General features: G+C 60.6%; 17 protein-coding genes. 10 read left to right on the top strand and 7 right to left on the bottom strand.

Annotation, left to right across the window (positions count from 1 at the left end):
- Nucleotides 1-92 precede the first annotated feature (92 nt).
- Genes V6Z53_RS15815 through wecB form a run of 5 tightly spaced genes read right to left on the bottom strand, consistent with a single transcriptional unit; the run spans nt 93 to nt 8,520 of the window.
- Nucleotides 93-1,175 (bottom strand): GGDEF domain-containing protein, encoded by a 1,083-nt coding sequence (locus V6Z53_RS15815; protein WP_338580509.1) that lies wholly within the window; start codon nt 1,173-1,175, stop codon nt 93-95.
- Nucleotides 1,159-2,034: a DUF4434 family protein gene (locus tag V6Z53_RS15820; protein ID WP_338580510.1), complete on the bottom strand. Its 876-nt coding sequence runs from the start codon at nt 2,032-2,034 to the stop codon at nt 1,159-1,161. Before V6Z53_RS15820 ends, V6Z53_RS15815 begins: the two co-directional genes overlap by 17 nt.
- Nucleotides 2,034-5,198, bottom strand: a complete 3,165-nt coding sequence (locus tag V6Z53_RS15825) for a phage receptor (RefSeq protein WP_338580511.1) — start codon at nt 5,196-5,198, stop codon at nt 2,034-2,036. Before V6Z53_RS15825 ends, V6Z53_RS15820 begins: the two co-directional genes overlap by 1 nt.
- Nucleotides 5,195-7,369, bottom strand: coding sequence for a cyclic di-3',5'-guanylate-activated glycosyltransferase NrfB (gene nrfB / locus V6Z53_RS15830; RefSeq protein WP_338580513.1), 2,175 nt, complete (start codon nt 7,367-7,369; stop codon nt 5,195-5,197). Before nrfB ends, V6Z53_RS15825 begins: the two co-directional genes overlap by 4 nt.
- On the bottom strand, nt 7,366-8,520 hold the full coding sequence (gene wecB / locus V6Z53_RS15835) for a UDP-N-acetylglucosamine 2-epimerase (non-hydrolyzing) (RefSeq protein WP_338580515.1): 1,155 nt from the start codon (nt 8,518-8,520) through the stop codon (nt 7,366-7,368). Before wecB ends, nrfB begins: the two co-directional genes overlap by 4 nt.
- Before the next feature lie 318 nt (nt 8,521-8,838).
- Between wecB and V6Z53_RS15840 the strand changes: the two genes are divergently transcribed.
- The 10 genes from V6Z53_RS15840 to V6Z53_RS15885 all read left to right on the top strand — a co-directional run bounded on the left by V6Z53_RS15840 (nt 8,839) and on the right by V6Z53_RS15885 (nt 16,304).
- On the top strand, nt 8,839-9,087 hold the full coding sequence (locus V6Z53_RS15840) for a type II toxin-antitoxin system Phd/YefM family antitoxin (protein ID WP_338580517.1): 249 nt from the start codon (nt 8,839-8,841) through the stop codon (nt 9,085-9,087).
- Nucleotides 9,077-9,358 carry a type II toxin-antitoxin system RelE/ParE family toxin gene (locus tag V6Z53_RS15845; protein ID WP_338580518.1) on the top strand — a complete coding sequence of 94 codons (282 nt, stop codon included), beginning with the start codon at nt 9,077-9,079 and terminating at the stop codon, nt 9,356-9,358. Before V6Z53_RS15840 ends, V6Z53_RS15845 begins: the two co-directional genes overlap by 11 nt.
- Before the next feature lie 267 nt (nt 9,359-9,625).
- On the top strand, nt 9,626-10,474 hold the full coding sequence (locus V6Z53_RS15850; protein WP_338580519.1) for a transporter substrate-binding domain-containing protein: 849 nt from the start codon (nt 9,626-9,628) through the stop codon (nt 10,472-10,474).
- 51 nt (nt 10,475-10,525) lie between these two features.
- Nucleotides 10,526-11,188 carry an amino acid ABC transporter permease gene (locus V6Z53_RS15855; protein WP_007941741.1) on the top strand — a complete coding sequence of 221 codons (663 nt, stop codon included), beginning with the start codon at nt 10,526-10,528 and terminating at the stop codon, nt 11,186-11,188.
- Between the two features lie 8 nt (nt 11,189-11,196).
- Complete coding sequence (locus V6Z53_RS15860) at nt 11,197-11,859, top strand: amino acid ABC transporter permease (protein ID WP_338580520.1); 663 nt, start codon at nt 11,197-11,199, stop codon at nt 11,857-11,859.
- Nucleotides 11,856-12,650, top strand: a complete 795-nt coding sequence (locus tag V6Z53_RS15865; protein WP_338580521.1) for an amino acid ABC transporter ATP-binding protein — start codon at nt 11,856-11,858, stop codon at nt 12,648-12,650. The genes V6Z53_RS15860 and V6Z53_RS15865 overlap by 4 nt, the downstream gene beginning before the upstream one ends.
- 30 nt (nt 12,651-12,680) lie before the next feature.
- Nucleotides 12,681-13,070 carry a RidA family protein gene (locus tag V6Z53_RS15870; RefSeq protein WP_338580522.1) on the top strand — a complete coding sequence of 130 codons (390 nt, stop codon included), beginning with the start codon at nt 12,681-12,683 and terminating at the stop codon, nt 13,068-13,070.
- 144 nt (nt 13,071-13,214) lie between these two features.
- Complete coding sequence (locus V6Z53_RS15875; protein ID WP_338580523.1) at nt 13,215-13,979, top strand: IclR family transcriptional regulator; 765 nt, start codon at nt 13,215-13,217, stop codon at nt 13,977-13,979.
- Between the two features lie 39 nt (nt 13,980-14,018).
- The gene (locus V6Z53_RS15880; protein ID WP_338580524.1) at nt 14,019-15,236 is read left to right on the top strand and encodes an amino acid deaminase; all 1,218 of its coding nucleotides are present in this window, start codon (nt 14,019-14,021) and stop codon (nt 15,234-15,236) included.
- 135 nt (nt 15,237-15,371) lie between these two features.
- Nucleotides 15,372-16,304: a sugar kinase gene (locus V6Z53_RS15885; RefSeq protein WP_338580525.1), complete on the top strand. Its 933-nt coding sequence runs from the start codon at nt 15,372-15,374 to the stop codon at nt 16,302-16,304.
- A gap of 135 nt (nt 16,305-16,439) precedes the next feature.
- Here the strand turns inward: V6Z53_RS15885 and V6Z53_RS15890 are convergent, their stop codons facing one another.
- Entirely contained in the window at nt 16,440-16,715 is a 276-nt protein-coding gene (locus tag V6Z53_RS15890; RefSeq protein ID WP_007933743.1) for a peptidylprolyl isomerase, read from the bottom strand.
- Nucleotides 16,716-16,784: 69 nt separating this feature from the next.
- Complete coding sequence (locus V6Z53_RS15895; protein WP_338580527.1) at nt 16,785-19,322, bottom strand: PAS domain S-box protein; 2,538 nt, start codon at nt 19,320-19,322, stop codon at nt 16,785-16,787.
- Between the last annotated feature and the right edge of the window lie 17 nt (nt 19,323-19,339).

The following is a 19,339-nucleotide window of genomic DNA, read 5'->3' on the forward strand; positions in this document are numbered from 1 at the left end:
GAGCAAATTTTTAGCAGCTTTGCGCCGGAAAAACTCCTTGGGATAGTTAACCGTTTGTAACCTCCGCAGCAGTTTTCATGTGGGTGATTGATTCAATTCGACAGATGAAAGGTATACCGATCCTTCCCCGTATGTTTTGACTCATACAGCGCCGCATCGGCCTTGATCAGCGCCTGATTCAAGGTGTCGTCATCCAGCACCCGGGCCAGGCCGATACTGATGGTCACCGGATGTTGTGTCGGTTGCTCGCGCACCACCCGGCAAAGCTCCCCGGCCAACGCCTCGACCTCTTCCCGGCGTACCCCGGCCAGATAAATCGCAAACTCCTCACCGCCCAGGCGCGCGTATTCGTGGTGGCTCATTACCGCTTTGATGTCCTGCGCGATGCGCTTGAGCACTTCATCGCCGATGTCGTGGCCGTAGACATCGTTGACCTTCTTGAAGTTGTCGATATCGATCATTGCCAGGTAGTGATCGTGTTCACGTGGCGTGGCGTGCAATTGCTTGTCGGCGCGGGTCATGAACGAACGCCGATTGGGGATTTCGGTCAGCGTGTCGATATACGCTTGATCCAGCAGCAACTTGGACATGATGAAGTTGTAGAGTTTGGCCTTGCGCAAGGTTAGGAAGCTGTAGATGGTCAGTGCGCAAATGAACGTCGTGTAACTGAGCGCCATCACACCCCTGAGTTCTTGCGTTTCGATACCGGTGTCGTAGAAGGGATTGAGAAACGCCCACGTGATGATTTGGGCGGCAAAGAATGCCCAGCGACTCAGGGGCAGCACCGACGCGGTGAACAACGTGGTCGATGCCGCCAACAGCAGCCAGGCCGGTTGGTGGTCTTCGGGTACCCCTTCGATCAACAAGCGCGTGCCCAAAGCGATGGTGAAGATGAACAACAGGTTCAGCTTCTGGAAATGCCGAGCGTCGCGGGTGAACAGCAGAATGATCACCAGGATCGTGAAGACGCCGACAAACACCACTGAGCGCCACGTGAAGCTCTGGTCGCCGACAAAGCTGAGAACCAGGTCATAGGTAATCCACACCGCGATACTGGCGATGTAAATCAATACGCAGAATTTGTGCAGGCGGTCGAACTCATGCTGGAGAAACTCGGCTTTCATCGCTGCTGGCGCGGTTTTTTTCAGCACTTCATCTTCAATGGTTTTGTACATCGCTGCCCTTGGTCTTGTGTTGGTTGTCGAGAATCACCTTGCCCCATGGCCGGTAACGCAGCGAAAAAACCGCTGTGGGGTGGCAACCTGGCGATGTTTGCAAATTGGCTGGCTCGGCGCGGAAGGGTTGCCCGGCAGCGCTGATCTGGCGGAACGCTTCCTGGACGATGCCGATGGAGCAGGGCAAGGCATTGGCGTAGCCGTTGCGCACCAGTGCCGGCAAACGCCCGGTGCCAACCCCGTCCTGCCACCAGACTTGAATCCTTGCACTCGCCAATTCCCCCAGCCACTGGCCATTCACCTGCGGCGCCAGTTTGCCGGCGCTGAAGACGCTGACATGCAGCGGCGCATCGAGTTTGCCGGCGAAGTCCTTGAGTTGGCGCTGCAGGGTCTGCCTGCGATCAGGCGCCAGAAAGTGCAGGTCATCCAGCTCCATCGGCAGATACCAGCCGTTGACCGGCAGCTTCCAGTCTTTGCGCAACTTCTGCTGCTGGGCCAGCGATTGCCCCAATTGTGCCTGCCAGTAACTCGCCAATCCGGCGCTGTCGAGTTCATTGATGCGTTGGTAATAGGCTGGGTCCATACTCAAGCCCAGTACCAGGTTCAGGCCTTGCTCGCGGGCGAGTTTCAGGCTGTTGGCCAACCAGCCTGTGGCGCTGCCGAAGTCTGAATCGCCATAAGCGGTCCATTGCACGATCAGCGTGTGGGCACCTTGTTTGGCGGTGTCTCGCCAGATCGTGCGCCATTGGTTTTCGCTGAGGCTCGCGTCGACGTTTAGCGGTTGATAGAAAATCCGCTCGTCAGCTTGGGCCGCGGCTCCGCCCAGCAACAGGCACATGATCAGTAAAAATCGCCTCATCAGAAATTCAACTCCACGCCCAGCAGCACGCCGTTGCCGCCTTCATACAAATTGCCGCCCAACGACTGTTGATACTCGGTGCGAACCGACAGGTGAGCGCGGTAGGCATTGTAGATATCGTCGTCGAACCACCATTGCCAACGCAGGCCGATACCGGTGCGCAGGTCTTGGCGCCAGTCGTTGCTCGGGTCCTGACTGGCGAACTCGACAAACCCGTAGGGCATGAGGGTTTGCGCACCGTTGAACGGCAGCTTCCAGGCATGACCTTGCTGGAAGCGCGAAAGCCATTGATGGTCGCCAGCCTTGGTCCACCACGCCGCATCGAGGTAGAGGAAACGCTCCTCCCAATCGCTTTCGTCGACCCGCCAATCGTTGCGGAATCGCCCCTGATCAAGAAACGAAGCGGTGGCGCGCAGCAGGTAATCGGTAGTGGTGTGGCCGTCCTTGCGGTGATCTTCGACCTGATCCCCGAGTTTTTCCGGAACCAGCATTTGGCCCAGGCTCAAGCCGTGGTTGTCCTGATCATCGAACTGACTCTGCTTGTAGATTTCGCCATAGAAGTTGATGTTCGCCGTGCCCCAAGGCTTGTAGCGCAGGCCCACGCCGGTGCCGAGGGATTCGGCGTAGCTTGAGCGGCCGACGCCACCGAGCAACACGCGCCCGTAGACTGACAGCGTGCTGCCGGCGCGACTGGGTTCCTCGCCGAGTGCGTGGTCCCACATGGCCAGTTGCACGTTTTGCGAGGTCGAACGGCGTCTGGAACCGGTGGTGTCGTCCGGCAGCAGGAAGTCGTTGGTCGAGACGCCGGCCGGTGACCAAGTGCTGGCGATGGTGCGCGTGTCACGACGGGACAGGGTTTCGTGGGCACGGCGCTGGCGGTAGCGGCGGGCCTCCATGCTGCCGTCCTCGTCGTCGGCGGCTACCGGGTGCTGTTCCAGATCGATTACGCGGCGCAATTCCTTGCGGGCCGAGGCGCTGTCTTCGGCTTCGTCGTAGCGCCAGGCCAGGGTTTCGCCGAGGCGATAGTCTTCCGGAAAGTCTTTGGTCGCGCTTTGCAGATAGGGGATGGCGCGGGCGCGTTCTTCCCGGGTGTCTGCACCGGCCAGGCGCATGCCGTAATCGGCGCGATAACGCGGGTTATCCGGTTCAAGGCGCACGGCTTCGGCCAGCCACGCGGTGCTCTGGTGCAGGTCGCCGGCCTTTTGCGCGGTGACCGATGCGGCGTAGAAGTGTCCGGCGTCCGCTGACTGTTGCAGAGCGGAGCGCTGGCGCTGCAAGGCGAGGGCGTGATCGCCCCGGGCATCGGCAATCGCCGCGCCCAAAGCCCATTCATTGGCGCCACGGCTGCGGCTTTGCTGCCAGTAGCGTTCGGCGGTCTGCGCGTCGCCGGCATTGAGTGCGCTGCGGCTGGCGGTGAGTCGTGCGTTGTCGCTCAGTTCGGACGCCGGGATGCTTCGCCAAATAGCCAAGGCACCGGGTGAATCCCCGGCGGCTTCCAGCGCGTAGGCCAACGGCAGGCGACTGCCACGGTCGCCGAGTTTTTCTGCGCTTTGGTAATACACCACCGCTTCGCCGGGACGCTCCGGCATCGCACAACGACCCAGGGCACGGTAGTCGCCCGCGCTTTGCGGATGATCGCCGATCGCCTGTCGCACCGCCGTGCACTGGCCATTTTCCGCGAGTTGCGCCAGCAGTTGGCCGCGAGTCGAGGGGTCGACGCGATTGAGCAGCGACACCATGCGTTGCTTTTGCGCCGGGGTCGGTGTCGACGAGGCATACAATCCGGCCAGGCGTTGCAGCAGGGTGGCTGGCAGCTTGCCGTTGTGGCGGTCGTACGCGTTTTCGAGCAGTTGTTGTGCATGCTCACGCTGCCCGGCATTCAGTGCCAGATAGGTCGCCTGATCGAGAGACCTCAGGTTGCCGGTTTGCTGGTAATGCCGCTCCCAGAGTTGTTGCGCCTCTGCATTGCGACCCAATGCCTGCACCAGCTCGGCCCGGCGCTTGACCACGTCGGCGGTCTGCGGTTGACCGGCGAGCCAGGCCATGACCTTGTCGCTGCGGCCCTGTTGTTGCCAGACGTTGAGCAATTGCGCTTGTCGACGGCTATCCCACGGCTCCGGCAAGCGCGTGCTTTGCAACAGATCGGTGGCTTGCAGGCGCTGAGCGAGGACCAGCCAGGCCTGCGGGTCTTCGTCGGGCCGGCATTTGCGCAGTTGCGTCAGCGCGGCTGGCGGATCACGCCGGGATAGCCATTCGGCCGTCTCCAGGCATGGCCGCTGCAATTCGTCACTCAGGCGCTGGACCCTTGCGCTGTCACCGGTTTCCCGCGCCAGTTCCCACAAGCGCTGGCGCTGGGCTGGATCGGCAAGGTCTTCGGGCGGTAGCGACTGCATCCAGCGCTGTGCCTGCTGGGTATGCCCCATGGCAATCGCCCGGTCGACCATGGCCAATCGAGCCTTGCGTGCAGCTTCCGGGCTGGGCGCTTGTTGCAGCAATTGTTCCAAGGGTCGATCGTCGAGGCGTTGCACGTAGGCGTTGGCCAGCCGTTGCCAGCCTTGGGCGTCCAGTTGATTGCTCGCGGCCAGGGGCGCCAGTTCCTTGATGGTGCCGTCCCAGTCGCGCAACTGTTCGGACCAATTGGCGCGGGCCATTTGCAGGATTCGTTGATCACCCTTGGGCGCCAGTTGTGCCAGCCAGTCGTGGGCTCGCGCCGCGCCGCCGAACTTGGCCAGGCTCAAGCTATAGGCCTGCCAAAGGCGAATGCGCTGGGTCATGTTGCTGGTGGCGATCCACTGTTCGACCTGTTCACTGCCAGGCGGGTCCTGTTCGATCCAAGTCAGGCGCAGGTTGAGCAGGGCATCGCTGTTTTGCGGGTTGTCCGGCAGCGCTTGCACGGCGTCCTTGTAGCGCCGCTGTTTGGCCAGCGCTTCCACCAGCAAGGCGCGCGCTTCATCGTTTTTCGGCACGATGCCGAGCAGGTGACGCATCAACCGTTCGACTTCGGCCCAGTTGCCTTTTTTCGCTTCGCGATAGCTGCGGTCCATGTAAGGGAAACTGCGGAACTGATCAAAGTCGGTCAACGGTTCGGCCTGCACCCACGTTGCGGTGCAAAGGCTCAGCAGCAGGCTGCCGACAAGCAGGGCGTGACGCTTGCCTGGCTTCATTCGACCTCCCGGGCAATGCCGAAGGCGGCTTGCTGTTCGGCGGCCTGATCCTCTAGCGCCTGTTCCAGCACTTGTTGGGTAATGATGCCGCGCGAGATCAGGTGTTCGCCCAGCGACATGCGCTCGGCATCAAAGTCGATCAAGGCCTGATTGAACAGCGACGGCGGGACCATTCCTCGCACTTGCAGCAAATTCCCCAGCAACACTTGATGGTGGCTGACACGCTCAAGCAAGGCTTCGTCGTCCTGATGACGTTCAAGCACTTCGAGCATGTGATGCACGTCTGCGCTTTGCCGGGCGCTCGGGTACCAGAATCGGATCCCCAATGTCACCCGGCCCTGAGGCGCGAGACGGCAGCGAACCGGGCGTTTCAGCTGACGGCTGATGGCGCCCAGCGATACCTGGCTGACCGGGCCTTCGGAGGCCAGCACCAAGGTATCGCCCTCTTCGGCGGCGGGCAGCACGCCGTAGTGCGTGGCGACCTTGCGCGGAACGGCGTCGATCAGGCGTTTGTCGAGTTTGAACGGATTGAGCGGCGCCCATTCCATGTCGAGTTGTTCGGCCAGGGTCTGCACCAGTTGCGTGGTGTCGATGTGGCCGCGCAGCAGCAGTTCGTGGCCGAGGCGCCGACGCACCGGGTTGGTGATCGCCGCGTCCAGTTGTTCTTCGCTGAGCAAGCCTTTTTCAACCAGTCGATGGCCCAGCGGGGTGCGTTGCGCCTGGGCCAGGGCCGGGAATTCGTGGGTGGTCTTGTCCCACGCAACGCGGCGCGAATCGCCCATTTCCATGACTTGCCGCAAGGCCCGCAGGTTGGCGAAGAAATTGACGAAATTACTCCACATCATCCGCGGCGCCGACAGCAGGCCTTCAACGATTCCGTAATAACGGGTGACGAACCAGCCGCGCTGGAACAACCGGTTGAGCAGCATCAGACCGTTGAGCCAAAGCAGCGTCGTGAGCAGAGTGCTGTCGGTGAGGATCGACGGGTAACGCCAGGCTTCGGGGAAAATAACCGTCACCAGCCACATCGCCAGCAAGACCAGCAACAGCAGGTTGACCAGGAAGCTCAGCAGGTACGCGATCAGTCCGCGACGATCGCGCCACAGGAAATAATTGAGCAGGCCGGTGGGGCTCCAGCCGAGGTTCTTGGTGCCCTGGAACACGATGCCGACGATCCAGCGGGATTTCTGCCGGATCGCGTGCTGCAAGTCGCGGGGGAAGTGTTCGCGTACGCAGATCACCTGGGAAAAGGCGCGGTTCATGCCGAACACCCAAGGCTGTTGGAGTGCCAGTTTCGGGTCGCTCACTGAGTAGCGGGCGAAGATGCACTTCATGCCTTTCTGCTTGAGACGAAAGCCGATGTCGTAGTCCTCGGTGAGGCTCTGCACATCGAAGGCAATGCCATCGCCATCCTCGAGCAAGGCGCTGATGGCCTTGCGGCTGAAGCAGGTGCCAACCCCGGCACTGGGGACCTGGCCGGTCAGCGCCTCGCGGACAATGACATCCTTGCCGTGATTTTCGGCGAACTCGTCGACGTAATGACCTGCGGTGAAACCTCTCCATTCGGGGGCGTAGGGATAGACCGGAATCTGGATCAGGTCCTTGTTCGGCAGCAGGTAGTTGAAGAGGCGTAGCTCCATCGGCGAGATCACATCTTCGGCATCGTGCAGGATGAAACCGGCAAACTGGATTTTCGCATCGCTTTCAAAACGCAGGATGGCGTCGATGATGTTGTTCAGGCAGTCAGCCTTGCTGGTGGGGCCGGGACGGGCGCAGATCACCTTGTGCACATTCGGGTAGTGCTGGCAGACCGCGTCGACGTCGGCCTGGGTCTCGGCATCGTTGGGGTAGGTGCCGACGAAAATCTGATAGTTCTCGTAATCGATGGTCGAGGCCGCCAGGCGCGCCATTTCACCGACTACACCGACTTCATTCCACGCCGGGACCATGATCGCCAGCGGCTTTTCGCTGATGGTGTAGAGCCGCTGTTCATCGGCGCGCTTGAATTTCTCATAGTAGCGCCAGCGGCGGATCAGCTTGCGGGTCCAGTAGACGACGTCGATGAACAAGTCATCGAGGCCCAGCACGAACATCAACAGCGCCAAGGCAATTGCGAGGTATTTGAGGCCGAAGAGCACATAGGCGAAGAAATCGACCAGGCCCAGACTCATGCTCCTTTACCCGCTACGGCGCGGTGTTTGAGCCACACACCTAGCCGATTGGCGATCCGTTCGCTGGCATGGCCGTCGCCGTAGGGGCTGTGGATGCGGCTCATGCGCTGGAAGGTTGCGTCGTCATCGAGCAACAGGCTGGCTTCCTTGACGATACGGTCGGTGTCGGTGCCCACCAGCAACACCGTGCCGCCTTCGAGCACCGACGGCCGTTCGGTGACATCGCGCAGCACCAGCAACGGTTTGCCGATGGCCGGAGCTTCTTCCTGGATGCCGCCGGAGTCGGTGAGGATGAAATGCGCGCGGTCCATCAACCAGACGAAGTGCTGGTAATCCTGCGGCGCCACCAGATAGATGTTGGGTTTGTTGGACAGCACGCTGTACACGGCATTTTGCACCTGCGGGTTGAGGTGCACCGGATAGACGAATTGCACATCCGGGTAACGCTCGGCGAGGGTGGCCAAGGCCAGACAGATGTTGCGAAAGCCGCCGCCGAAGTTCTCGCGGCGATGGCCCGTGATCAGCACCATGCGCCGCTTGTCGTCGAGCACCGCCAGTGGAGAATCGGCCGCCGGATGCCACTGGATCTGCTGTTGATGGGTGCGCATCCACACCAGTGCATCGATCACCGTGTTGCCGGTGACTTCGATGTTGGCCTTGGGTACGCCTTCGCGCAGCAGGTTGTCTTCGCTCTTGGTGGTCGGCGCGAAATGCAGGTCGGCGATGACCCCGGTCAGGTGCCGATTGGCTTCCTCCGGCCACGGCGCGCGCAAGTTGCCGGTACGCAATCCGGCCTCGACATGGCCGATGGGCAATTGGCGATTGAAGGCGGCGAGGGCGGCAATGAAGCTGGTGGTGGTGTCACCATGGACCAGCACGATATCCGGCTTCACCCGCTCGTAGGCTTTGTCCAGATGTTCCAGCAACTGCTCGGACAGACCATTGAGGGTCTGGCCCTGCGTCATCACTTGCAGGTCTTCGTCGACCACCAACTCGAAGGAGTCGAGCACCTGCTTGAGCATCTCCCGGTGCTGGCCGGTCGAGCAGATGTTCAGTTCGATACCGGGCCAGTTACGCAAGACCCGCGCAAGGGGTGCCATCTTGATGGCTTCCGGCCGTGTTCCGAACACCATCATGACTTTGAAGGACATGAACCCTCCCTGGACAACACACGCCAACACGCGTCGCCACTGTTAAGACTGTTTATCACTTGTAGATTGAATAAAGCAGTCGGATGGGGGGTTGTCCAACTCGGATATTTCTGACGGTTTTTGACGGCGAGCCTCACAACAAGCTCGGAAATGTGGAATGCCATGACGTGATAATTTTTGTGCAGACGTCATGAGCTACCGCAAACGAGGGGTTTCAACCATGAGTAAAACTAGAAATTTTGCCCTTGGAGATCTCACCAAGGTGCCTTTTGGAGTGCTATTTTGAGTGTCTCTAAAAGCATCCCAAGGAATTGTTTCATGACACATATCGTGCTTTCTCAGGTCGTGGCGAGCATCTCGGAACTGAAAAGAAACCCGATGGGTACAGTTGCTGCGGGAGGCGGTTCGTCTGTTGCGATTCTCAACCGTAACGAACCTGCTTTTTATTGTGTCCCTGCAAAAGCGTATGAAGCCATGATGAACCGTTTGGAGGACCTGGAACTGATTGCCTTATGCAAGGAGCGGGAAAACGATCCAACCATAAAGGTTTCAATTGATGACCTATGAGCTGGAGTTTTCCGAAAAAGCCTGGAAAGAATGGAAGAAGCTGGGAGAAACCCTGAAGGCCCAATTCAAGAAAAAACTTCAGGAACGATTGATCAATCCGCACGTTCCCGCAGATCGACTCAGCGGTCTTGGCAACGCCTACAAGATCAAGTTACGCAGCGCGGGATATCGAATGGTTTACCGCGTGAAAGACGAAGTACTCATCGTGACCGTGATAGCTGTTGGGAAAAGAGAGCGCGACGATGTCTACAAGGATGCAAAAGCGCGCTGACGATCGCGCTGATTTGATGCACCTAACTGGGTCATCCAAACCCTGTTGTGAACCAGATACCCGCTCTCTGTAGCCATCGGTAGCGGTTACTTTCCCCGAGCGTTTCGTAACGTTTTTCCACGTGCGTACGCATCCCCCTGATTCAAAACACTTTTCAATCCCCTGTACATTCCCCCCACAACCTGTGGCACACTTTCTGCTGTCTATTCCGTTGTTACATACCTAGTTCCGGTATAGCGGAATAAACATCACCCTGGAGTGCTTGCCATGCATCGCCGACCTTCCTTGTTCAAAGCATGTGTTTTTCTATTCGCAGCGTCTGCTGCTGCCATGGGCGTGGCCCAGGCGGCGGACAGCAAGCTCGATAGCGTTCTGGCCCGTGGCAAATTGATTGTAGGCACCGGCAGCACCAATGCGCCGTGGCACTTCCAGGGCGCCGATGGCAAGTTGCAGGGTTTTGATATCGATATTGCGCGCATCGTGGCCAAAGGCTTGTTCAACGATCCGAGCAAGGTCGAGTTCGTGGTGCAGTCCTCCGATGCGCGGATTCCCAACCTGCTGACCGACAAGGTCGACATGAGTTGCCAGTTCATTACCGTGACCGCCAGCCGTGCCCAGCAAGTGGCGTTCACCCTGCCGTACTACCGCGAAGGCGTCGGCCTGCTGTTGCCGGCCAACAGCAAGTACAAGGAAATCGAGGACATGAAAGCCGCCGGCGATGGCTTGACCGTGGCGGTGCTGCAAAACGTCTATGCCGAAGAGCTGGTGCATCAGGCACTGCCCAAGGCCAAGGTCGATCAGTACGACAGCGTTGACCTGATGTATCAGGCCGTGAACTCCGGACGCGCCGATGCGGCAGCCACCGATCAGTCGTCGGTGAAATACCTGATGGTGCAGAACGCCGGCCGCTATCGCAGCCCGGCCTACGCCTGGAGCCCGCAGACCTATGCGTGCGCAGTCAAGCGTGGCGATCAGGACTGGCTGAACTTCGTCAACACCGCCCTGCATGAAGCCATGACCGGCGTTGAGTTCCCGACTTACGCGGCGTCGTTCAAGCAGTGGTTCGGCGTAGACCTGCCGTCCCCAGCCATCGGTTTCCCAGTCGAATTCAAATGATCCCGTGAGAGCGGGGCGGTGTGAATCGCCCCGCTCAAGGTACTGCCGACCATGAACTATCAGTTGAACTTTGCCGCCGTGTGGCGCGATTTCGACACCTTGCTGGCGGGGCTCGGTCTGGGTCTTGAACTGGCGCTGGTATCGATCGCCATCGGCTGCGTGATCGGCCTGCTGATGGCGTTTGCTTTGTTGTCGAAGCACCGCGCGTTGCGGGTGCTGGCATCGGTGTATGTGACGGTGATCCGTAACACGCCGATTCTGGTGTTGATTCTGTTGATTTACTTTGCGTTGCCGAGCCTGGGGATTCGTCTGGACAAGATCCCGTCGTTCATCATCACCCTGTCGCTGTATGCCGGGGCGTACCTGACCGAAGTGTTCCGTGGTGGGTTGTTGAGCATTCCCAAGGGGCAGCGTGAAGCCGGGTTGGCCATTGGCTTGGGCGAGTGGCAGGTCAAGGCCTACGTCACCGTGCCGGTGATGCTGCGCAATGTGCTGCCGGCGCTGTCGAACAACTTCATTTCGCTGTTCAAGGACACCTCGCTGGCGGCGGCGATTGCCGTGCCGGAGCTGACCTATTACGCGCGCAAGATCAACGTCGAGAGCTACCGGGTGATTGAAACCTGGCTGGTGACCACGGCGTTGTATGTCGCGGCCTGCTACCTCATTGCCATGATGCTGCGTTACCTCGAGCAGCGTCTGGCGATCCGCCGATAGGAGGCCCCATGTACGAATCCCCCAGTTGGTTGCACGAGTTGTGGGTCGCGCGCGAGCCGTTGATGCAAGGTTTTTTGACCAGTGTGCAGGCGTCGGCACTGGCGATTTTGTTCGGCACGGTGATCGGTGTTTTCGCCGGGCTGGTGCTGACCTACGGCAAGTTCTGGATGCGCGCGCCGTTTCGTTTTTACGTCGATGTGATTCGGGGTACGCCGGTGTTTGTGCTGGTGCTGGCCTGCTTCTACATGGCGCCGGCGCTGGGCTGGCAGATCAGCGCGTTCCAGGCCGGCGCCTTGGGCCTGACGCTGTTTTGCGGCTCCCACGTCGCCGAGATCGTGCGCGGTGCCTTGCAGGCATTGCCGCGCGGACAGATGGAAGCGAGCAAGGCCATCGGCCTGACGTTCTGCCAGTCGCTCGGCTACGTGTTGTTGCCTCAGGCATTGCGGCAGATTCTGCCGACCTGGGTCAACTCGTCCACCGAGATCGTCAAGGCCTCGACGCTGTTGTCGGTGATCGGCGTGGCCGAGCTGCTGCTCAGCACCCAGCAGATCATCGCCCGGACGTTCATGACCCTGGAGTTTTACCTGTTCGCCGGTTTTCTGTTCTTCGTCATCAACTACGGCATCGAATTACTCGGCCGGCACATTGAAAAGCGGGTGGCCTTGCCATGACTCAGACTCAAACCAATCCCCAGAACGGCCAACCGCTGCTGGACATTCGCGGCCTGCACAAACGCTACGACCAGCTTGAAGTGCTCAAGGGCGTCGACCTGACCATGCAGCGCGGCAACGTGGTGACGTTGATCGGTTCCAGCGGCTCGGGCAAGACCACGCTGCTGCGCTGCGTGAACATGCTCGAAGAATTCCAGGGCGGGCAGATCCTGCTCGACGGCGAATCCATCGGCTACGACGAGGTCAACGGCAAGCGCATCCGCCACCCGGAAAAAGTCATCGCCCGCCATCGCGCCATGACCGGCATGGCGTTCCAGCAGTTCAACCTGTTCCCGCACCTGACGGCGTTGCAAAACGTGACCCTCGGTTTGCTCAAGGTGAAAAAGCTGCACAAGGACGAGGCCGTGGCCCTCGCGGAGAAATGGCTGGAGCGTGTCGGTCTGCTGGAGCGCCGCGATCACTTTCCCGGCCAACTGTCCGGCGGTCAGCAACAGCGCGTGGCGATTGCCCGGGCGATCGCAATGAACCCGAGCCTGATGCTGTTCGACGAAGTCACTTCGGCCCTGGACCCAGAGCTGGTCAGCGAGGTGCTGAATGTGATCAAGGGCCTGGCGGATGACGGCATGACCATGTTGCTGGTGACCCACGAAATGCGCTTTGCCTTCGAGGTCTCGGACAAGATCGTTTTCATGAATCAGGGTCGCATCGAAGAGCAGGGTCCGCCCAAGGACCTGTTCGAGCGTCCGCAATCGCCGCGTCTGGCTGAGTTTCTTAAAAGCACGCGGTTTTAAACACTCGATTTTCAATCAGGAGAAACACTCATGAGCATTACGCGTTACGGCACCGGCAGCGCCGCTGCAGGCGGCACGCCTCGTCCTTTCGCCCGCGCCGTTGAGGCTGATGGCTGGCTGCACGTTTCCGGGCAGGTGCCGGCGGTGGACGGCGAGATCATCACGGGTGGCATCGTCGAGCAGACGCACCAGACCATGAAGAACCTGGTCGCCATTCTCCAAGAGGCCGGTTATGGCCTGGAAGACGTGGTACGTGTTGGTGTGTGGCTGGAAGATCCGCGGGATTTCACCAGTTTCAACAAGGTTTTCTCCGAGTACTTCAAACCCGAACACGCCCCGGCGCGGGCCTGTGTGCAGGCGAACATGATGGTCGACTGCAAGGTTGAGATCGACTGCATTGCGTACAGGAAAAAGGCCTGAACCGAGGTGGCTTCATCGCCAGCAGGCTGGCTCCCACAGGGAAATGCATTCCAAATGTGGGAGCTAGCCTGCTAGCGATGGCGACCTAACGGTCGCCGCCGCACTCTCGGTAAACTCCCGGCATTATGAATGGGAACCACTGAAATGACCGAAGACACCATCAAGCGCCGGGCACGCGGTCTGGACCGGGCGTTCGATATCCTCGATTTCCTCAAGGAAGTCGGCCAGCCCCTGCGCCCGAACGACATCGCCAACGGCATCGGCAGCCCGAAATCCACGGTCTACGAGCTGGTGGCTTCGCTGCTGGAACGACGCATTCTGGAGCCGGTCGGCAAGGACGGTCACGTTTATCTCGGCCGCCAGCTGTACTTCCTCGGGCAGGCGCATTTGCGTCATTTCGACCTGACCCGCGAGGCCGATCAGGCCTTGCAGGAAATCGTCAGCCAGACCCATGAAACCGCGCAGATGTGCCTGCTCAACGGGCGCAAATACACCGTGGCGCTGATGAAAGAGGGCGAGCGGCATTTCCGCATTTCCTCGGACATCGGCGAGAATGCACCGATCCCGTGGACCGCTTCCGGGCGCCTGCTGCTGGCGCACCTCAGCGACCAGGAAATCGTCGACCTGATCGACCACGACGACTTCATCCTGCCCGACGGCGAGCGTTTGCCGCTGGAGCAGTTCCTGAAGGAAATCCGTCAGGCCGGTATCGACGGATTCTTCTCGTTCGATAGCGTTGCCGACACCTTTACCCATTGCTTCGCCGCCCCGGTCAAAGACCCCAACGGCGTGGCCATTGCGACCCTGTGCATCGTCGCCCCCCGGGCCGATGCCAAGAACAATTACAACGACTACCGCCGGGTGCTGATCGATAGTGCGAACAGCCTGGCCCGTCGCATCAACGAATAACCGCGGCCGTTTGCGGCCGCGAAAGTGAGGAATTCGACCATGTCTACTGCCCCCAATACTGCCAACGTGGATAAAGGCGCAGCCCGGATTGGCGCAAGCCTGGTGCGTGACGTCAGCCTGCCGGCGCTGGTGCTGCACCGTGAAGCGCTGGAACACAACATTCGCTGGATGCAGGCATTCGTCAGCAACAGCGGCGCGGAACTGGCGCCCCATGGCAAAACCAGCATGACCCCCGCGCTGTTTCGTCGGCAACTGGACGCCGGCGCCTGGGGCATCACCCTGGCCAGCGCCACGCAAACCCGTGCGGCCTATGCCCACGGCGTGCGCCGGGTGTTGATGGCCAACCAACTGGTGGGCACGCCGAACATGGCGTTGATTGCCGATTTGTTAGCCGACCCGACGTTCGACTTCTATTGCATGGTCGATCACCCGGACAACGTCGCCGATCTCGGTGCCTATTTCGCCTCGCGCGGTGTGCGCCTGAACGTGATGATCGAGTACGGCGTGGTCGGCGGGCGTTGCGGTTGCCGCAGCGAACAGGAAGTGCTGGACCTGGCCAAGGCCATCGCTGCGCAACCGGCGCTGGCATTGACCGGGATCGAAGGCTACGAGGGTGTGATTCATGGTGATCACGCTGTCAGCGGGATCCGTGCGTTCGCCGGCTCTTTGGTGCGATTGGCGGTGCAGTTGCAGGACAGCGGCGCGTTCGCCATCGCCAAACCGGTCATTACCGCTTCCGGCTCGGCCTGGTATGACCTGATTGCCGAGGAGTTCGAAGCGCAAAACGCTGCCGGGCGTTTCCTCAGCGTGTTGCGTCCAGGCAGTTATGTGGCCCACGATCACGGCATTTACAAAGAGGCGCAATGCTGCGTCCTTGATCGCCGCAGCGATTTGCAAGAAGGCCTGCGTCCGGCGCTGGAAGTCTGGGCGCACGTGCAGTCGTTGCCGGAGCCGGGCTTCGCGGTGATTGCCCTGGGTAAGCGCGACGTGGCCTATGACGCCGGTCTGCCGGTGCCGTTGCAGCGTTACAAGGCTGGCGTGGTACCGGCCAAGGGCGACGATGTCGGCGCCTGCAAGGTGACGGCGGTGATGGACCAGCATGCATTCATGACCGTGGCGCCGGGGGTTGAGTTGCGCGTGGGCGACATCATTTCGTTCGGCACTTCGCACCCGTGCCTGACGTTCGACAAATGGCGCACGGGGTGTCTGGTGGATGAGCAGTTGAACGTCATCGAGAACATGGAAACCTGTTTCTAAGGCTCAGGACCGAGGCGCGGCCTTCGCGAGCAAGCCCGCTCCCACATTGGAATGCATTCCCCTGTGGGAGCGGGCTTGCTCGCGAAGACGGCCTGTCAGACACCGCAGATGCATCGGACAGATCGAGAACTACCCATGAACACCATCAACACCCTCGGCCCCAACACCCCGCGCATCGCCCTGATCGGCGAATGCATGATCGAGCTACAGCATCGCGCCGACGGCAGCCTGCAACAAAGCTTCGGCGGCGATACCTTGAACACGGCGGTCTATCTGTCCCGGGAACTGGGCGCGGCCGGCTCGGTGGACTACGTTACCGCCCTGGGTGATGACAGTTTCAGCGATGCCATGTGCCAGAGCTGGGCTGAAGAGAATATCGGCCTGGGCATGGTCCAGCGCTTGCCCGGACGTTTGCCGGGTTTGTATTGCATCCAGACCGACGCGGCCGGCGAGCGGCGTTTCCTGTATTGGCGCAACGAAGCAGCGGTGCGTGATTGCCTCACCACCCCGGCCGCCGAGCCGATCCTGGCGGCGTTGCCGGATTATGACGTGCTGTATTTCAGTGGCATCACCCTGGCGGTGCTGGGCGTGCAAGGCCGGGAAAAACTACTGCTCACCCTGATCGAAGCCCGGCAGCGTGATGCGCGGATCGTCTTCGACAACAACTACCGGCCACGGCTCTGGGCTTCGGTGGAAGAAGCGCGGGCAGCTTATCGCAGTGTCTTGCCGTACATCGACCTCGCATTGCTGACTGTCGATGACGAGCAGGCGCTGTTCCATTTTGCCGATGATGCAGCGGTGTTTGCCGCGTACGAGCAGATCGGCACGCCGGAAGTGGTGCTCAAGCGCGGTGCCGAGGCGTGTTTGATTCGTTGTGCTGGCGAGTCATTCGAGGTGCCGGCGCAGAAGGTCGAGCGAGTGGTGGACACCACGGCGGCGGGGGATTCGTTCAGCGCGGCGTATCTGGCCTCGCGGCTCAAGGGCGGAAGTCCGGCGGAGGCTGCCGAGGCGGGGCATCGGTTGGCGAGTCGGGTGATTCAGGTGTCGGGGGCTTTGATTCCCAGGTAATCGGAGGATGGCCGATGGCTGCGCCATCGGATCGCTAGCAGGCTAGCTCCCACAGGGATTTGCAGGTTGGCATAAATTTCAGCCACACCACTGTGGGAGCTAGCCTGCTAGCGATGAGGCCCGAAAGCCAACCACTCAATCCCGGTAAAACACCTGCACCAGGTGATAGCCAAATTTGCTCTTGATCGGCCCATGCACCACCCGCAGTGGTTTCTTGAAGATCACCGCATCGATCGCACCGACCATCTGCCCCGGCCGCACTTCACCCAAATCACCGCCGCGCTTGCCGGACGGGCAGGTCGAGTACTTCTTGGCCAGCACATCAAAGGCTTCGCCCTTGGCGATGCGTTGCTTGAGTTGCTCGGCTTCTTCCGAGGTTTTCACCAGGATATGGCGGGCTTGAGCTTTCATGGGGCGAATACCTTGTAACGGTGGTGACAATGCTGGTGAGAAAGAGGGCGCGCGCGATTATGCCTTAACTCACTCGGAACGGCCGATCATCGTGCGAATCTTGTTGGCCAGCAGATCAATGGAAAACGGTTTGGCCACCATGTCCATGCCTTCCTCAAGGAAACCCTGGCGCTCGGCAGCCATCTGCGCATAACCGGTCATGAACAGCACTTTCAGTTGCGGGCGATGCTGGCGCGCGATCTCCGCCAGTTGCCGGCCGTTCATTCCCGGCAGGCCGACATCGGTGACCAGCAGATCGACCCGCAGATCGGATTCGAGCAAGGGCAGGGCGGCCTTCGCATCTTCGGCTTCGTGGGCGTGATAACCCAGTTCCTTGAGCAGGTCGAGCACCAGCATGCGCACCGCCGGGTCGTCTTCCACCAACACCACAGTTTCCCCGGCAATCGCCGGCGGCGCCTGGCTGATGACCGGTGACAGCACGTCTTCCTGTTCAACCGCATGCAGGCGTGGCAGATACAAACGCACGCTGGTGCCCTGGCCCGGCAGGCTGAACAGGCTGACGTGGCCGCCCGACTGTTGGGCAAAGCCATAAATCATCGACAAGCCGAGCCCGGTGCCCTGGCCGATCGGCTTGGTGGTGAAGAATGGGTCGAACGCCTTGGCCAGGACTTTGGCTGTCATGCCGGTGCCGTTGTCGCTGACGGCGATCATCAGGTAGTCGCCGGCCTTGACCGGCTCCAGGGTGTTGATGTCGCTGCTGTCGAGGTAGACGTTGGCCGTTTCGATGCGCAATTCACCGCCATCGGGCATGGCGTCCCGGGCGTTGATGACCAGGTTGAGCAGGGCGTTTTCCAGTTGACTGACATCGGTGCTGACCGGCCAGACGTCTTCGGCCAGTTGCAGCTTGAGTTCGATATGGTCGCCCTTGGTCCGGCGCAGCAGGTCTTCCAGGGAATGGATAAGGTCGTTGGCATTCAGCGGCCTGCGATCCAGCGACTGACGCCGGGAGAACGCCAGCAGGCGATGGGTCAGCGCGGCAGCGCGGTTGGCCGAGGACACGGCGGCCTCGGTGAAACGGCCGATTTCTTCGGTGCGCCCATCGGCGATGTAGCGCTGCATCAGGTCGAGGCTGCCGATGATCCCGGTGAGCATGTTGTTGAAGTCATGGGCGATGCCGCCGGTGAGTTGCCCCACGGCTTCCATTTTCTGCGCATGGCGCAAGGCGTCTTCCGCACGCTCGCGCTCGAACATCTCGTTTTGCAGGCGCTGGTTGGTCTCGGCCAGTTGCTGGGTGCGGGCGGCGACCCGTTCTTCAAGGGTTTCGTTGAGATTGCGCAACGCTTCTTCGGTCTGTTTGCGCTCGGTTTCGTCGATCACGAAGATGTAGAAACCGTTCACCGCGCCGTCCGCACCGTGGCGCGGCAAGTAGTTCATCAGCGCATGCCGGATGCTGCCGTCGCGGTGCGGCGTGTTGATGCTGAAGCAGCACGATTTGCCGGTCAGCGCCTGGGCGATGTGCTCGGCGCGCAAGGCATAGGCCTCATCCCCCAGCACCTCGCGAACTGTCCGGCCGAAGAGTTCCTGAGGCGTGAGGCCGTACCAGTCCAGATACGCCGCGTTGTTCAGCCGAAAGCGTTCTTCGCGATCCACATAACTGATCAGGATTGGCATGGCATTGATGATCAGCTGCAATTCGGTCTGGCTCTGGCGCAGGGCCTGTTCGGTGTTTTTGCGATCGGTCAGGTCCAGCGCGGCGCCGAGGAAGCGGATTGGCCGGCCGTGATGGTCCTTGTAGCAACGCCCGCGGGCAAATACCCAGCGCAGCTGACCGTCGGCTTGCAACAAGCGATATTCCTCGGCGTATTCGGTGCCGTGGGTGATGCAATGCTTGATGCTGCGGGCGATCAAGGCGCGGTCTTCGGGGTGAACGCCGTGCAAGTAGGCGCTGATCGGCAATTGGCCGGCCATGACCGGATCGATGCCGTGCAACTGGGCGAAATGCGCGTCGGCGATGAAACGGTCCTCGCTGATGTCCCAATCCCAGGTGCCCACCGCGTCGGTGGCGGCGAGGGCCAGTTGCAAGCGTTCCTCGGTTTCCTGCTGTGCCTTGAGGCTCGCGGCCGAGCGCTGTTCCAGTTCCAGGGCGATGCGTCGACGCTCGTTGGTTTCGATGGCGGTGACCAGAATTCCCGCGACTTCCGCATTTTCGTCACGGATCGGGCTGTAAGTCAGGTCGAGCCAGAAGTCGGAATCCTTACCTTCACGTTGCAGGGTAAAACGCTGCTCGCTGTAGGTCCGTACCTGGCCTTGTAGGACGGCGCTGTAAATCGGGTCGGTAAAGTCTTTGAGTTCTGGCCAGATCTGGTGGGTCGGCTGTCCGAAAGCGTGCGGATGCTTGCTGCCGGCCAGCAGGGCGAAGCCGTCGTTGTAGATCTGCGTCAGCTGCGGGCCCCAGAGCAACAGCATCGGCATCGGTGAATGGATCACGATGTCCACGGCGGTGCGCAGGCTCTGCGGCCAGGTACTGGCGGCGCCCAACGGACTGTTCGCCCAGTCCAGTCGGGCAATCAAGGCCTGGGCATCGCTGCCGGTGGGTGATGCGTTCATCAAGGTGTCCTGCACAT

The organism is Pseudomonas sp. MAG733B (assembly GCF_036884845.1).
Classification (GTDB): domain Bacteria; phylum Pseudomonadota; class Gammaproteobacteria; order Pseudomonadales; family Pseudomonadaceae; genus Aquipseudomonas.